This is a genomic window from Saprospiraceae bacterium, assembly GCA_016719615.1.
In the GTDB taxonomy this organism is placed as follows: Bacteria; Bacteroidota; Bacteroidia; order Chitinophagales; family Saprospiraceae; genus Vicinibacter.
This window is the reverse complement of sequence record JADJYQ010000001.1, coordinates 830,521-847,362: the sequence shown is the minus strand read 5'-3', so window position 1 is coordinate 847,362 and position 16,842 is coordinate 830,521. Positions and strand designations below refer to the sequence as shown.

The window sequence follows — 16,842 nt, the reverse complement described above, 5'->3', positions numbered from 1 at the left end:
AAAGGGGTCCTTATTTCTGAGGACTCCCTTTTTATTTTACAAAAAATATTCACTTGAAATTCAATGGAGCATTTGGATTCAGAAAGTCTATTCAAATGGTTTCTGGCACATTACCTGATTAAGTTTAGATCTCCTTTGATTTCAATAATTTCTTTTTGCTTGTTTATAATCCTGGCATAGTAAAAATAAACTCCGGGATTTAATTTTTTTGATTGAAAACTTCCATTCCATCCTGCAAGCGGTTCATTTACAGGCACACCCATAATTTCAAATACTTTTTCCCCCAAACGATCGTAAATGGATAGGATTTCTACGATGTATCCATCTTCTCCTTTGATGAAAAAATAATCATTGATCTGGTCACCATTAGGTGAAAAACATTAGGCGCGAATACAGTAGTAGATTTTTGGACGCGAATAAAAATAGAATCTGTTTGAGCACAATTTCTATCGTCAATAGCCTGAGCATAGATCCAAAAATCCTGTTCAGCCTTCAATTCAATTTGCTTGCAGGTATCACACTGCGAGAATTTTGAGGGGCTCCAAATAATTTGGGATAATACTTTATTGGATTGAAGATTTAAAATAATTTGCGTTCCTGCTTTTACATTTCGATTGGGTCCGAGATCCACTATTAATTCTTCAGGATTTAACAATACAAACCTTAGCGTATCCGTAATACAATCTTTTTGGTCCCGCACATAAAGTTCATAATTTCCCGGTCCCAAATTAGAGATTCTATTCAAATTTCCAAAGCGTTGATGATTCAGGACGAGCTCAATGGGTTGGTTCAAATCTTTAATATTTAAGATGCTGAATGCTCCATCCTTTTGATTAAAACAACTAATGGAATCAAGTTTATAATTTAAAACCAGTGGTTCAAAATTTGTTTGGATTTGAACCAAACTATCGCAACCCTTTATATTTTTCAATAACACTTGAGTTCGACCAGTATCGGTAGGCTCACAACTTACCTGACGAATCCTTATTGTATCAGCTGGAATAAAATTTGTCTCAACAAAGACAATACTATCGCAAAATGTTCCTAAAAAAACAAGTGTATCCTTTCCTGTTGCAGCATAGTCACAAGTACTTTGTAAAATATAAGTGGTATCAGATGAAATGAACGAAGTTATTGTTTGAATGATGCTGTCACATCCCAAATGATTCATTAATATATCATATCGAATGCCGGCCTGTGATAACAAACAGGTAGATTGAAAAATTATAGTTGAATCCGGTGGAATAAATTCAATATCGGAAATAACTAAACTATCGCAACCGAATTGATTGGAAAAAATATTGAAAAAAGTACCCGATTTTGAAGGATCGCAGCTTACATTTTGTAACTTGGTCGTATCTAGAGGAAGCGAGGCAAAATGAGTAATGACCAGACTATCGCATAAACCCACGAAATATTTAAGCGTATCTACATATTCAAATGCCAACCCACAGATCTTTTCTTCGAGGTAGGTAACTTTTTGCTGGCTGTATAAAGTCATTATAGTCACAGTGCTATCGCAACCTGCTGAATTTGTAAATTTATACATACTAGTATCAGCTTGCGTTGAGTCACAGGTATGTTTAACTATGGAAATTTGATCTTTCCTTAAAGGAATGTACTCTGTGATGATGAATGAATCGCAAAACTGTCCTTGATATACAAGGGTATCTCGTGCGTACTGCAGAAAATTGCAATCTAAAATTTGAACAATTGATACTGCAGGAGGAGTGTATAAATATTCACGAAATATAAACGAATCACAAGCGAATATATTTACAAATTTCATGGTATCAAATCGTATTTGGGAGAGGTCGCAGGTATTTAATTTTATATAGACACTATCTGCTGAACGGCGCAGTTTTTCATGAATGACGATACTATCACAGCCATGATTTGTAAATTTTAAAGTGTCTATTGAATTTTGAACCCAGGCACAAGAATGCGAAGTAATTCTGAATGTATCACTGCTGTTTCTATATGAAAAAACTGCAAAACTGCTGTCTAAATTTCCACAACGATCTTTGACATAGAATGTAATTCCGAGCGGATTTTGCAAAGTGTCGCCATTAAAATCTGAATATTGTATGATTGTATCGCAATCGGCCGATATAGCTGAAAAGCCATTTGTTTGCAACCATGCAGTCAAGGAATCTTTTACATGAGGTTCACAGATCAAATTTTTGCTTTGAGCAACGACTACAAATGTTGGCGCTGTAGTATCTTTAACTTGAAAAATTGCGAATTCAGAATTTTGCAATCCACAATGGTCAACTGCAATAAACTCAACCTCTACTGAATCGCAATACTTATTGGGAGTATTTCCATAATTAGTGAACCAAACTACTTTACCACATGCATCGCTTGCGACAGCATTGCCCCGATTGATAATCCAGTTATTGAATTCTGTGGCCACATCATTTTCACAATAAACTACTTTGTTTTCAGGTTTTTTGATGAAGCTTGGAGGCGTTTTATCAATGATATCTACTACCTGACTTTGCACAATCTCATTACCACAGGCATCTTTAATGGTCCAAAATCTACTTAATTTTTGATGACATTGATCGATGGTCTCCATTTTTTCATGGAAACTCACAGTAGGTTTGTTGCTACAATTATCAAAAATATCTAAGGATGGAATCTTTGGAGTGTCGCGTTCACACCCAACTTCGACATCTGCCGGAGGATTGAAAATTTGCGGAAATTCATCGATCACATCTATGATTTGAGTAGCCGTAGTACTATTGCCGCAATCATCAGTAATGGTCCAGTTTCTACGAACTTTTTTGTTGCAAGGATCAATAATCTCAATTGTTTCTTTTAATACAATCACCGGACTGGTATCACAATTGTCACTGATATCTAAATCTATCGGTTTTGGAATATCCTTATCACATCCTACTTGTAAATCATCGGGAGGATTGTTTACCGTTGGTGCTTCTTCATCAACGAGATCGCAACCAAATATTTTAACATCATCGATCAGCATTCCGATCTGACTTCCATTGATCGTATTATTTCCAGTATCAGAAAATTCCAAATTGGCAGAAGAAGACTGTGCAGTAAATGGATAAGATGCCTTTAACCAAACAATATTTCCAGGATTTGTTGCTGTCCAATTTACATTGAGCCAGGATCCAATTTTAAGATTTGCAGTATAATTTCCAGGCTTGTCAAATTTTGCATAATAAAATTCAATAATATAATCAGCACCGGGAGTCAATCCGGTTAAAGGGTATTGCATGGTTCCCACTCCATGGCCGGGTCCGGCCGGCGAGCCGAATAAATCGATAAAATTGGAAGGCCCGTTGGGATTGCCGCAACTACTGCAGAAATAATGATCCTTATCTACATGATCCACAGAACCTGCAGAAATGTTCCAGGGTCCCATTGAATTTCCAGAAGGATAATTGATAAACCAAGCGGGGGGAGGTTCGGGAGTAAATTCAAAATCAAAACCTGAAAAAGGAAGCTCTGTCAATCCTCCGCAACAGCATTGAGTTTGGCAGTAAGCTGACGATAGTCCGAAAATGGAAATCAAGAAAGTAAACAATAGACCTTTTTTCATACTTTGATCTTTATTAAAAAAAAATGGTCTTCCGAGATTTAAAGAGTTTGAAAAGGATGCAAATTACACAATCCAAGTCTGACTCCTAAAGACACAATTTACAACAATTCATACATTGTAGCTCAATTAATGAGATTTTCAGGATCTATGAGGCCTCTTCTACAATTCAGAAGCTTAATTTATTCCAATTAATTTTGGCCATTCAGATTTGAACACTTGAGCATCTTCGGGTAGCATTGAATCGCGTTGTAGAAAATTGGAAATTAATGACCCATTAACTGCGATTAATTAAATAAATATTTGTGATGGTTCGTCAATCTGTTTAACTTTGAAAATAAAATAATCAATTACCAATGAAAAAAACCATACTTATTTTATTAAGTTTTTATTGCCATACCTGCCTCCTTGCTCAGGAAGTAACTGTATATGGTAAAATTCTGAATCCAACTGAAAACAAGGTTTACATTGGCTATTACCAAGACCAAATCGCATATGAGAGAATTTATGCTGATTCGGCCAGTTTGAACCAAGATGGAGAATTTGTTATTAAATTTAATTGGGCAACTGCAGCTTATGCAAATTTTCTGCACGGCCAGGAATACACTCCCCTATTTCTCAGTCCAGGAGACAGTCTTAAAATTGAGCTGGATGCTCTAAAAATGGATGAAACGGTTACACATTCCGGGAAAGGCGAATGGGTTAACAATTACCTGGCCAGCAAGTTGATCACATTTCCGGGTGGTCCGCCAACTCATTATAAGTTATCCGAAAATCTATTTCTAAAATACATAGATTCAGTATATCATTCCAAATTAGCATTTTTTACAAAGCATTTTTCAAACATTGCTGAAAATGATCCCTATACTAAAAGATTCAGGGAGTTGGAAGAAGCCGAAATGATCTACGACCATTTCATATCCAAAATGAATTATCCAGATTTTTATGCGTATTTCAATGGCCAAAAAGAAGCCTTATCAGTCGGCCCAAATTATTTTGATTTTCTCAAGGATGCCCAACTCGTCAATCCAAAAGCATATCCAGCGATTTCTTATTTATTGTTTGTCAAATATTATGTCGATCGCGAAGTTTACACCATGCACAAAAAAGATAGCAGCCAATCAATGGTTCAATTGAAAGAACAATTTATAGATAAAAATATGAACGGCGACATCAGAGAATATTTAATTGCCGATTGGGCATACCAATTACTAGTTCGTTTGGGGGATCTAAAGAATGGAAAAGCAATTTATGAAAAATATCTAAAAATTTCAGAAGTTAAGCCATATAAAGATCTGCTGGAAAAAGCCTATCAAAATGCGGAACGATTGGCTATTGGTCAACCCGCCCCGCAATTTAATTTAACTGATATAAATGGCAATATGGTATCGCTGAGCGATTTCAAAGGAAAGGTCGTCTATCTGGATATCTGGGCCAGTTGGTGTGGTCCATGCATCAGAGAAATTCCTTATGCTAAAAAACTTGAAGAAGAAATGCATGGAAAAGACATCGTGTTTTTGAATGTATCCATCGATGAAAATTTGGAGTCCTGGAAAAAAACTGTTGTCGATAAAGGAATCAAAGGGATTCATCTCAATTCGAAAGGAGGAAACGAGGCCCTGTTTTCCAAACTTTATAACGTGCAGGGCATACCAAAATACTACATCATCGATAAAAACGGATGGATTGCAAATAACAATCCGGAAAGACCGAGTGGAAATGTGAAAGATGAATTGGAGAGGCTTCTTAGATAAAAGCTAATAAGCTAAAAGTGATATAGCATTTTCAAGAAGTCAAAAATTTATGGGCATTAAAAAAAGTTAATCACAATTTCCGATTCCTGCATTGATGATTTCCTGAATACTATTACATCCATTTTGATTGCCTGAAATTGATATAGTTCCCTGAATTGCATTTGTAGAAGCTGCAAGAAACAAACCACAGCAAGCATACAGTTTAGGATTTTCGATCAACTCCAGGCCGGCTTTAATAGCAGCTATATTTTTAAAATGGTCTATATTTTCCAATGCAGGATTGTTTCTTACAAATAAACCTTCATTCAGTTTTGTAATTTTTTCAAACCCATTTACATTTTTTAGAGTTGCGTTGTCCTTGATAGAAATACTCTCTCCAATATTTTTTAAATTGCTTAAGTCTTCCAAATTCCTGAGGGCGCCATTTAACTCAATAATAAAGTCAGCCCCTATGGTACTTAAGTATTTCATTCCTATTAAACCGGTTAAAGAATCATTTTCCCTGATGATTAATAGCTTGCCGATTGTATCCAACTGCTTGAATCCTGATATTTGGCTTAACTTTCGATTGCCGGTAATGATCAATTGTCCAGAAATTTTTTGCAAAGCATTAAATCCAGAAATCGTTTGGAGGGAATCGGCAGCAGAAATAATTAAATTTCCTTTAATTGATTCCAGCCGGTTAAATCCATTCATATCTTTGATTACAGTCATCCTGGATAAATATACATCTCCTCCAACATATTTCAAAGAAGACATTTGCTCTAAGTTGACTACATGATCTTGTACGCTCATTGAAAAATTTCTTTCAATCGTTGTCAAATTCTGTAATCCGTCTAAATCAGAAAAGTCAGTTAGCAACATCTCTATTTCACCAACGCTCTTCAGAAAGCTTAGACCTCGCAAAGAAGTTATATCACCAATAATTTTTATTTTCCCAAGAAATTCAATGCAATCAGGAGGCAAAGTCTTTTGGAAGCTATCTACCTCTTCTTGTGTGTCCAAAACGACTTCCTGAAAAGAAGTTGCACAAGGATCACATGACTATATAGAAGTTTGAAAAGTAAAAAATGAAACTAACAAAAAGATAACTAACCGGATGATTTGCGCATTTTTTAAATCAAGCATAAATAATTATTTGAAAATTATAAAATTGGTTGTCACTGGCTTTTATGGAGTAAAATTTATTAATAATAATGAACCCAAATATATATAATTCTATTACCAATCTGAGATAATTATCCTTAAATTGATAAACGAATGATTTGGAATCAAAATTTCAGAATTATATTTTGATAAAGAAAGACGAAACATTGACTCACATCCTTTTTAATCTATTTTCGATTGAGGATGACTCAATCTCCCAAAATCGAAGCTTAATTCCTTTAAATACCATGCTGATACACTGTCATTAAAAGTTTTGGGACTCCATTTACAGCACAAAAAGAATTGCTAGATTTAGGTCTGGATCTTTACCAGTGGTAAGAGATAGTGTTGGAAGAAAAAGTAATCAATAACAACAACTTCCATGATGAAACACTGTTCTGCCGACAAGCAAGTTAGCTAGATTCTGCTTGGGAATGTTTTGAAATAATAGCCAAATTTATTTCTATATGATTGATCAAAAATAAATTAACTTTGAACATATGAAATATTGCCATTTATTTTTGATAGCCTTTACAATATCGTCTGTCATGTCTCAGACTGTTGATTCTATTGCATTAATACAGGTGGACAGTCTCATCAAAGTCTCCTTGGATTATACCCGTAAACACGATTTTAAAAATGCTATACAAGCAAATCTATCAGCTGAAAATATTGCTATTGAAAATTTCGGAAAAGAATCAGATTCTTATGCTAAAGTCTGCCAATATTTTGGGGTAATATATTATCATCAGGGGAATTATGAAGCAGCTGAACAAAAGTATATTGAATCCATATCCATTCGGGAGAGAGTCTTAGGACTTCATCATCCTGATTTGGCTGCGAGTATTAATAGTTTAGGTGTATTGTATCTAATGGTTGGTGATTTCGATACCGCTGAACCCTTATTACTAAAGTCATGGGGAATGCGTGAAAAAACGCTAGGTAAAAAACACGCAGATTATGCTGCAAGTCTGAATAATTTAGCCATGTTATATAATAAACTAGGACAGTTTAAAAAATCTGAGCTTTATTATATTGAGTCCAAAAATATTAGAAATGAAATATTTGGAAATATGCACACTGAATACGCTTCAAGTCTCAATAATCTGGCTATTCTTTATTTAGATTTAGGAAATTATAAATTAGCAGAGCCCTTATATTTAGAAGCTAAAACCATACGCAAAAAATTACTAGGCGAAAATCATCCAGAGTATGCAACTACTTTAAATAATCTTGGGGTCTTGTATTGGAAGATGGGTAATTATGAAGCTGCAATGAAATATTATTTAGAGTCCATCGCCATTTACAAAAAGGTATTCGGAGAGCATCATCCCCGCTATAGTAAGAGTTTAAATAATTTGGCAATTTTGTATAATGAAATGAATGATTTTGAAAGAGCAGAAATGCTTTATTTGGAGTCCTTACAAATCTTGGAAAAGACAAGTGGTAAAGATGACCTAAACTATGCGTGGGGTGCAAATAATCTTGCTATGAATTATAAAAATAGAGGTGAATTTGAAAAGGCCATGCCCCTCTTATTGGAAGCAAAGTTGATATGGGAAAAAGTTTATGGCAGGGATCATCCTGATTACGCTACCAGTTTAAGAAATTTGGCTGATTTATATTGTAAAATAAAAGATTTCAACAAAGCTGAGCCTTTATACTTGGAAGCCTTAACACTTCAATCCTTGTCGCTAGGTAATGAGCATCCAGACTATGCAAATAGTTTAGCGACTTTGGCAGATTATTATTATGCCATCGGAAATATTAATAAAGCAAAACCTTATCTATTAAAAAGTGTGGAAGTTGAAAAAAGATATATACGACAGGCAGCACAGCATCTTTCAGAATTGGAAATGACAAAATATATTAATAAATTTGTTAGCGGTCAAAATGGATGTTTTACATATGCGCAAAAGTTCCATCAACTGACGGATGTATGCTTTGACAACACTTTGTTTTACAAAGGATTTTTATTGAATGCAGTTTCTCAAATGAACAGTATAGTGATGAGAGACTCATTGAGTCGCGATAAGTTTGAACTTCTTAAATCATATCACAGGAGACTGGCTTCTGAATATCTTTTGCCCATTCAAGAAAGAGATAGTATAAGTATAATTCGGCTTCAGGATAAAGCCAATTTATTAGAAAAGGAGATCATAAGATCTGTTACAGGTTTAAGTGAAGTATTACAGCAACTAGAATGGAAAGATGTTCGAAAAAAATTAAAACTTCAGGAAGCTGCTATAGAATTTGTACAATACGAGTTTTGTTCAGATAGTCTGATGTATGCAGCACTTATTATTAAACCTGATTCTGAATTTCCTAATTTTATTGCTCTTTTTGAAGAACAACAACTCAATAAAATTTTAAGTCAAGAAAAAAATATCTCTTCAAAAGTAAATGTGCTATATGCTTCACGTGGTGCAATCCCTGTTTCTGAAAAAAATATGATTTCAAAGAAACTGTTTGAGCTTTTGTGGCATCCTCTTGAAAAGGAACTAAAAAATACAAAAACAATTTATTTTTCTCCTTCTGGCAAATTGAATCAATTGAATATTGGTGCAATTCCAATACAAGAAAACGAAACCATTGCTGATAGATATCAACTAGTCCAATTGACTAGCACACGACAATTGGTCATTCCAACAAAATTTATAAAGTCAAACAATAAAGCTGTGCTGTTCGGTGGAATCCAATTTGAACAAGACAGCACTTTTAATAACAATGAGAGCTTGCTCGGTTCGAGATCAAGAGATGAATTGACTTTTAGTTCAATTGATTCAACTTTACGTGGCGGTACATGGAACTATTTAGCCGGAACAGAACGCGAAGTGAATGCCATTGAAAAAATTATGCAAACTTCAGACATGTTAGTTCATTTGAACAAAGGCTATCAAGCCACTGAAGAATCTTTCAAAAATATTGTTGCAAATAACGTTTCTTCGCCTAGAATCTTACACATTGCAACACACGGATATTTTTTTCCGGATCCAAAAGTAAAAGTTGGCAGTTCACAGTTAGCATCCCGAGAATCGGGAGGCAGCCAAGAATCTGTTTTTAAAATGAGTGATCATCCAATGTTAAGATCCGGACTTATCTTGGCAGGTGGTAATGCTGCCTGGCAGGGAAAACCAACACTTGAAGGCAGAGAAGATGGAATATTGACTGCCTACGAAATTTCGCAAATGAATTTATCAAATACAGAATTAGTTGTGTTGTCTGCATGTGAGACAGGATTAGGCGATATACAAGGTAATGAAGGAGTTTATGGACTGCAACGTGCATTCAAAATAGCAGGTGCTAAATATCTGATCATGAGTTTATGGCAAGTTCCGGATAAACAGACATCTTTATTAATGACAACATTTTATAAAAAATGGTTAGAAGAAAAGATGACGATTCCAAATGCATTTCATGCAGCTCAAAAAGAATTGCGGGATATCGGTTTAGACCCATACCAATGGGCTGGATTTGTGTTGGTCGAGTAAAATCTGCTAAAACGAATAAGGGCTGCATCCGCTCTCGCACTCTTTCTCACTCTATTTTGCGGGTGGGGTTTGTTTTAGTGGAGTAAAAAATACACTACCACTCATGCCGAATGCCGACTGGTAGCGTCGACCCACTGACAAGCTTCGCTTCGTCAGCACTTTAACCTACTTGGGCTTAAATGACAAAAGCCCATCTGTCGACAGGCTTTTATATTTTTACAGCATTCCACACACACACTCACACACACACTCATGCCGGATTGTGGCGGAGGCAGGACTCTAACCTGCGGCCTTTGGGTTATGAGCCCAACGAGCTACCAACTGTATTTCAAACTGTTATGTATTTGAATTAATTTTAATTTAATTATTTCTCAATGAACGGATACCAAAATGGATACCATGATTTAATGATCCCAAATTTAACAAACATTCACTTTACCCGGAAATACATTTTCCACTTACTAGCAAATATGTAAATTTGGAATTACTAATCGCATACAAAGTATGAAATACATACTAAGCCTCATTTTGCTATGGTTTTCATATTTACTCCCATCTCAAGCTTCCATCATCTGGCAAAAAACTTATGGTGGTAATGGATCAGAATTTTTAAGAGGCGGTGTACTACCAACTTCTTATGGTTATGTCATAGCAGGAGATTCAGACTCAGATTTAACCGGAAATAAAAGTATTCAAAATTATGGTATTTGGTTGATAGGTATTGACACTGTGGGAGAGATTATTTGGCAAAAAGGATATTGCGCTCCAAGTAGCTTATGGTCATTCAAACCTACTGGAGACAATAATTATATTATTTGTGCATCTACTGGATCTGACACTTGTTCAGAAAAAAGCAAAAAGAGTGAAAAAAGTGATGTCTGGATAATCAAAATAAATGAACAGGGCGATATAATATGGGAAAATACAATTAGGGCAAATGATAACGAAAGTTCAGCCCAGCTCATTCAAGCCAATGACAGAGGCTATTTCTTAGGCATTACTACTAATTCCTCTCTTGGATTAGATAAAATAGATTCATCCAGAGGATTAGCAGATCTGTGGATATTAAAACTTCATAGTTTAGGTAAAATCCAATGGCAAAGGACAATTGGGGGAGCTGCCCAAGATGGGCTAACATCTATAAGTGAATCCCACGATGGGTTTTTGGTTTCTGGATATTCCCATTCAGCAGTTTCTGGAGACAAGACTGCAAACAAATTATGGAGGATCTGACTTTTGGATCATTAAATTGGATTTTGATGGTAATACTTTGTGGCAAAAAGGATTTGGCGGTAGTTTGAATGAGTCACCAAACTCCATAATTGAATTATCAGACAAGAATATTATTTGCGTTGGTGCTTCTTCATCTGGAGTCTCAGGAAATAAGTCAATTGCCACATATGGAAAGCTGGATTGGTGGGTTATAAAACTGGACAAAGCTGGAAATGAAATATGGCAAAAAAACTATGGAGGGATTGAACCTGAGTCTGAATTTGTATATCTTAAAACAGGAGAAAATGGTGAATTTTATCTATATGGTTCTTCAGTCTCAGGCCCTACAGGAAATAAAACTACATTGTCTCAAGGAAGTATGGATTACTGGTTATTAAAACTAAATGGTGATGGTGATATTCTATGGCAACATTCATTTGGAGGGAACTCTATTGATTATTTACGATCTCTTTTAGTTGAAAATGATTCATCTTTTATTTTATCTGGTCAATCTCAATCAGTGATATCTGGAGATAAAAATGAAAGCAGTTATGGAGGGTCTGATTATTGGGTTCTAAAAATAAAACTTGAGCAAACAACAGCCACATATAATGAAAAGGAATCTGAAGTTAATATTTTTCCTAATCCTACCAATGACTTTCTTTATATAAATTCAGATATTGAATTTGACCATTCCATTATTTCAAATTTATATGGAGGTAGATTTTACCAGAAATAAATGGCAAGCATTTTGTTGATTTAAGAAAATGCATGCCAGGTTTATTTTTTATAGCATTGATTGGGAAAAATGGAAAATACATTTATGGTAATTCAATCCATAAATTATAAAATGGATTGAATAGGTTATTTGTCCCTTCATTCTAATTTAATTCCTCAATTGGATAAAGCAGGTCCTTTTCCCCAAAACAAAATTTGTGTCTAAAAATATTTTTCATCTGATCTTTGAAATTTATATAAATGCAGCCATTCCCAATATCTTTATTTTTCATTAAAATTTTAAAATCGATTGATTAATTGGAATTAATAGTGCTATCTTCCATAAATACTTCCCAACTTTGCCCTTTATCGGAACTGCTAATTTTGAAACCAGAAGCATCCCCTCCAGTGTTATAAATTGAATATCCCATTCTTCCTTTGATCTAAAAGCTCGTTCAATACTTAAAACTGGGCGTATTTTTAATAAATATTCTTTTTTTAAAATATTACTTTGCTGACTTTGAAAATAGTTGGATGTTTTTAGAAGAACTAATTGCTCATAAAGGTAGGCCGATTGCTTTAAACTCTCTTCCGATAGCGATTTTAAACTCGAAATCTGAGATTTTGTATCTGCTTGTCCTTTTATTAAATAGAATAATGTTACTAGAAGTCCAATTGATTGGACAACATCCGTCCATTTAACATTTTTTATCAAATAATAAGTTTTTAAATAAAGTGCCTAATTTATTAATAGCATTTTGAATTTGTAATATCATTTAAAATGTTGTTATTCTATGTTATAAGAATCATTTTGGCTAATCATGTTAAAGTTACACAAATTGGAACAACTAGTTTTTAAAATGATGCATTCATTTCGAATTCTTTTGAAAATGAGCTTCAATTCCAACTAAAAGGGGTCAGTGTTTTTCACTGCAATAGCTGTTGGGAGAAAATGTTCCAAAAGCTGCACCCGGATTTACATTTCTCCTATAAGCCAAGAATGTAAATTTGGACTTCCAGTTACTTCAAAATATGGATAACATAATGTGTTAAGCCTGGCCTATTGATGGATTAACCTATTCTGACTTGTCACTTATATAGAATAGTAATTGTATTTATAGATTATTGTATATTTGTAAACCAGCGATATTTAACTTCGTTTATCCGGCTTTTTTGGATTGTTTAAGAAGTTTTATAATGGGTAAACGAGTTGGGTGCAATGCAGTATGGACAAATAATAATTTAAAAATGAATAACGAAAAATGGACACTTTTATTTACAGCAGTTGTATCAATATCAACTGTAGTTTATGCGATTTTAACATGGGCCCTAGTACGAGAGACAAGTAAAATGAGAAAAAATCTGGTTGAACCATATATAATTGCATATCTCGACAATACAGAAATTCACTCTAATATAATATTCATTAAAACAAAAAACATTGGACAAGGTGTAGCTTTAAATGTAAAGTTTAGAATAATAAAAGAATTGAATTTATCAGGTAACAAAAAACTAAACGATTATCATTATTTTCGAAATGGGGTCAAATATTTTCCACCAGGTCATTTAGACAAACATTTTATTATTTCATACCAATCAAGGAATGAACCCTCAGAAAATGATACTATCATTTTAGAAGTGGATTACGCCACAATTTTAAACGAGAAAAGGATGAATAGATATGAGCTTAATCTTTTAGAAATATTTGGAAAAGGAAATTTACGACCACCTGATACTCATTTAGGTAATATTGGTTATAGGCTTGAAATGATAGAAAAATTAATTGAAAAATATGTGTCAAACAACAAGGGATAGAAATACAGGAAGCACTGCACCCAACATGGCATACAACATTCATTTTACGCTAAAAAAGAACCCTTTGAATTTTGATGATCTGGAGGACTTCCTTCAATGTTACAACCCTTGCAATATCCATAAACGAAAGGAAACCTATCATCCAGATACCAATCCCGGGGGCAGATGGCGAAAATTCTCACTTCAGGAAATTCTAGAAAGAGACAAAACCAGTCTGGACTTAACTTGGATCAAGGACCAAAGTCTAACAGACCTGGATAATCTTCCAGATTCTGATGTTTTAGCATTAGGGATTATTGACAACCTGGAAGCCGGAGTGGAGCGTTTTAGGGAGATTATTGAATCTTTAAATACTAAATCAAAATAATTATGGCTTACGAGCTTTGGAGATCAAATATTACAGGTACATATAGAAAGAGAGCCACCTTCAAAGAACTACAAGATACATTTACAAATTATATTACCACTAGGTTCATTTATGAAGATATTTATTGCTGCAGAATTACAGATTCCGTTAGTGATGTAAAGTCAGCCCTTAAAGAAAGAAATTTTGACATAGCTGGCGTACGAGATACAAATGGAAAATTGATAGGCTGCGTTAATAACTTAAAACTAGGTTGAAGTATTTCAAAATCAATAATATCCATACAAAGTGATGATCTAATTTCAGATTCAACTCCATTAGCCTCCCTACTGAAGCACCTAAGCAAAAAGCCACATTTATTTGTTCTAAAGGAAAATGAAATTGATGGTATTATTACAAAATCAGATGTAGATAAACCGATATTCAGACTATATGTATTTGGTTTTATTTCCTTATTAGAAATGCATTTAAACTATTGGATAAATAAATTTCACATTAACATTCATGAAAATCTCGAATTATTAATTGGCGCTGAAAGAAAAATAAAAGCAGAAGAAATATTCAAATTGAGAAAAGCTACTAATGACGACCTTACATTCTTAGAATGTTTACAGTTTTGTGATAAAAAATTAGTTCTTAAAAAAACTACTGAATTTAAAAATATTTTTAAGTTTTCTAATAGCTCATTAGAGACATTTATTAGTAACGCTGAAAAAATAAGAAATGAATTATCACATAATCAAAACACTATAACAGTAGGCTTAGGATGGGATTTATTTGTAAAAGTTCTAAGTCGGGTAGAATCTTTTTTAATAAATTCTGAAGCAAGGATAGACTCCGAATGTCGGATCTATTAAATTCTTATTTTATGGATAAAGCAACTTATATATTTGGAACAGGAGCTAGTGCTCATTCCACAAAATAGCCTTGCATTTTTGATTTCCATTTTTCCAGCCTTAAGTGATCGACTAAATTCAATTTAGGATTTATAAAGTGCCCAATTACATTCCACTGGTCTTCTGAAATTGAAATACCGGTAGACAAAAGTTTCACATGTTGTAAAATAGAAATCCTACAATAAATAGGTGCTTTATTAAAAGCATTTAGTTTACTTCTATAAAAGAAAAAGGTAAAAGAGGCTTCTCCAATTTTCATAAATATAAAATTTAGAGATACCCAACTTGGAAGGTTCACTGAAGAATTGGATACCGAAATAGATACTTAATTAGATACCATATCACTTTCAGTTTACCCATAAATTAAAAAAGACCATAATACATAAATTATTGTATTACAGTCTTTTAATTTGATTTGTGGCGGAGGCAGGATGCTGACGAATCCCGCTTATCTTTTTTCTTCATTTAATATCCTGCGTTTCCGGGATTGTCAGCATGCTGACAAGCTTCACTTCGTCAGCACTCGAACCTGTTTTCTCTAAATGACAAAAGCCCGTCTGTCGACAGGCTTTTATATTTTACAGCATTTCACACACACACTCACACACACACTCATGCCGGATTGTGGCGGAGGCAGGACTCGAACCTGCGGCCTTTGGGTTATGAGCCCAACGAGCTACCAACTGCTCCACTCCGCGATATGAGGGTGCAAAGATAATACTTATTTTTGAAATATGAACAGAAAGGGCAATCGTGATAGGTAAGTTCTCATTTGAATTAATAATTTAATATGTATATAATTGATTATGTGACCATTTTGAAAATATTTAGCACAGATGAACGGCATCTATGATTTTTCAAAAAAGGTCTAACTTGATGCTTAGAACTAATAATATGAATACCGCACAAACTGCCTCGTTACTGATCTTAACCCTGCTTGTTTTACCTGTTGGTTGCTTTTATTTTGGAGCCTTCCCTGATCCTGAAGAATGGTCTTTACTAAAGCAATTATTAATCATTGCGCTGGCAATTGCACTATTGTGTTTTATCGTATCTGAAATGACCGGTAATTATTCTCAGGTAGATAAATTGTGGAGTCTGCTCCCAGTCGTTTATGTGTGGATAGTTACGTCTAACTATGAATTTAATGATCGCTTGATGCTGATGAGTATTCTTGTCACCATTTGGGGAGTCAGACTGACTTATAATTTTTCTTTGAAGGGTGCTTATTCCTGGAAATTCTGGCAAGGTGAAGAAGATTACCGATGGAAGGTACTCCGGCAAAAAACCGAATTTCAGCAGCCGTGGATATGGAGACTTTTCAATTTGGGTTTTATCTGTATATACCAAAATCTACTGATTCTCCTTTTTACCACACCCATCATCGTGGCAGCACAATACAATTCAATTCAGCTAAAAAGTTTTGATTGGATAATTGCTCTGGCCATGCTGAGTTTTATTACTTACGAAACAATTGCAGATTTTCAACAATGGAATTTTCAAAAAACAAAATGGCAAAAAATCAAAGCCGGTGAAATACTTACCGAAAACTTTCAGAAAGGATTTCTGACTCGTGGTCTGTGGGCCTACAGCCGCCATCCCAATTACTTTGCAGAACAATGTTTATGGATTTGTTTTTATTTGTTCAGCGCTACAGTCGGCGGATCGTGGATAAACTGGAGTATGGTCGGATGTTTATTGCTGATTTTACTTTTTCAGGGAAGTGCTCGATTCAGTGAAGAGATCAGCTCAACCAAATATCCTGAATACGGATCGTATCAAAAGAAAGTTCCGTTGTTTATCCCGAAATTATTTAATTTGAATAAAAGCTCAGTCGCAGAAAAATAATGATCAGCATTCTCAAATCTAAAATTGAACC

General features: G+C 34.4%; 14 protein-coding genes and 1 tRNA gene. 9 read left to right on the top strand and 6 right to left on the bottom strand.

Features of this window, described 5'->3' with window-relative positions; translation table 11 throughout:
• Positions 1–110: 110 nt before the first annotated feature.
• Together IPM92_03460 and IPM92_03455 are read right to left on the bottom strand one after the other, a co-directional pair.
• Positions 111–356 (bottom strand): gliding motility-associated C-terminal domain-containing protein, encoded by a 246-nt coding sequence (locus tag IPM92_03460; protein ID MBK9107449.1) that lies wholly within the window; start codon positions 354–356, stop codon positions 111–113.
• Positions 311–3,571, bottom strand: coding sequence for a hypothetical protein (locus tag IPM92_03455; protein ID MBK9107448.1), 3,261 nt, complete (start codon positions 3,569–3,571; stop codon positions 311–313). Before IPM92_03455 ends, IPM92_03460 begins: the two co-directional genes overlap by 46 nt.
• Positions 3,572–3,924: 353 nt before the next feature.
• Between IPM92_03455 and IPM92_03450 the strand changes: the two genes are divergently transcribed.
• Positions 3,925–5,322, top strand: coding sequence for a TlpA family protein disulfide reductase (locus IPM92_03450; protein ID MBK9107447.1), 1,398 nt, complete (start codon positions 3,925–3,927; stop codon positions 5,320–5,322).
• A gap of 66 nt (positions 5,323–5,388) precedes the next feature.
• Here IPM92_03450 and IPM92_03445 read toward each other — a convergent pair whose 3' ends face one another.
• Positions 5,389–6,327: a hypothetical protein gene (locus IPM92_03445; GenBank protein ID MBK9107446.1), complete on the bottom strand. Its 939-nt coding sequence runs from the start codon at positions 6,325–6,327 to the stop codon at positions 5,389–5,391.
• Positions 6,328–7,016: 689 nt separating this feature from the next.
• On the opposite strand from IPM92_03445, the gene IPM92_03440 reads away from it, so the two are divergent.
• The 3 genes from IPM92_03440 to IPM92_03430 all read left to right on the top strand — a co-directional run bounded on the left by IPM92_03440 (position 7,017) and on the right by IPM92_03430 (position 11,910).
• Positions 7,017–9,959: a CHAT domain-containing protein gene (locus IPM92_03440; protein ID MBK9107445.1), complete on the top strand. Its 2,943-nt coding sequence runs from the start codon at positions 7,017–7,019 to the stop codon at positions 9,957–9,959.
• A 504-nt stretch (positions 9,960–10,463) separates the two neighbouring features.
• Positions 10,464–11,192, top strand: coding sequence for a hypothetical protein (locus IPM92_03435; GenBank protein ID MBK9107444.1), 729 nt, complete (start codon positions 10,464–10,466; stop codon positions 11,190–11,192).
• Between the two features lie 37 nt (positions 11,193–11,229).
• Entirely contained in the window at positions 11,230–11,910 is a 681-nt protein-coding gene (locus IPM92_03430) for a hypothetical protein (protein ID MBK9107443.1), read from the top strand.
• A 270-nt stretch (positions 11,911–12,180) separates the two neighbouring features.
• Here IPM92_03430 and IPM92_03425 read toward each other — a convergent pair whose 3' ends face one another.
• Complete coding sequence (locus IPM92_03425) at positions 12,181–12,603, bottom strand: hypothetical protein (protein ID MBK9107442.1); 423 nt, start codon at positions 12,601–12,603, stop codon at positions 12,181–12,183.
• Positions 12,604–13,085: 482 nt separating this feature from the next.
• Between IPM92_03425 and IPM92_03420 the strand changes: the two genes are divergently transcribed.
• The 4 genes from IPM92_03420 (at position 13,086) to IPM92_03405 (ending at position 14,924) form a co-directional block, all read left to right on the top strand.
• Positions 13,086–13,703, top strand: a complete 618-nt coding sequence (locus tag IPM92_03420) for a hypothetical protein (GenBank protein MBK9107441.1) — start codon at positions 13,086–13,088, stop codon at positions 13,701–13,703.
• Positions 13,681–14,070, top strand: coding sequence for a hypothetical protein (locus IPM92_03415; protein ID MBK9107440.1), 390 nt, complete (start codon positions 13,681–13,683; stop codon positions 14,068–14,070). Before IPM92_03420 ends, IPM92_03415 begins: the two co-directional genes overlap by 23 nt.
• A gap of 2 nt (positions 14,071–14,072) precedes the next feature.
• Positions 14,073–14,324 carry a hypothetical protein gene (locus IPM92_03410; GenBank protein ID MBK9107439.1) on the top strand — a complete coding sequence of 84 codons (252 nt, stop codon included), beginning with the start codon at positions 14,073–14,075 and terminating at the stop codon, positions 14,322–14,324.
• A 204-nt stretch (positions 14,325–14,528) separates the two neighbouring features.
• The gene (locus tag IPM92_03405; protein ID MBK9107438.1) at positions 14,529–14,924 is read left to right on the top strand and encodes a hypothetical protein; all 396 of its coding nucleotides are present in this window, start codon (positions 14,529–14,531) and stop codon (positions 14,922–14,924) included.
• A 52-nt stretch (positions 14,925–14,976) separates the two neighbouring features.
• On the opposite strand, the gene IPM92_03400 is transcribed toward IPM92_03405, so the two are convergent.
• Together IPM92_03400 and IPM92_03395 are read right to left on the bottom strand one after the other, a co-directional pair.
• Positions 14,977–15,222: a hypothetical protein gene (locus tag IPM92_03400; protein ID MBK9107437.1), complete on the bottom strand. Its 246-nt coding sequence runs from the start codon at positions 15,220–15,222 to the stop codon at positions 14,977–14,979.
• A 366-nt stretch (positions 15,223–15,588) separates the two neighbouring features.
• Positions 15,589–15,661 (bottom strand) — tRNA-Met (locus IPM92_03395).
• Positions 15,662–15,857: 196 nt separating this feature from the next.
• Between IPM92_03395 and IPM92_03390 the strand changes: the two genes are divergently transcribed.
• Positions 15,858–16,811, top strand: a complete 954-nt coding sequence (locus IPM92_03390; protein MBK9107436.1) for a DUF1295 domain-containing protein — start codon at positions 15,858–15,860, stop codon at positions 16,809–16,811.
• The last annotated feature ends 31 nt before the right edge of the window (positions 16,812–16,842 follow it).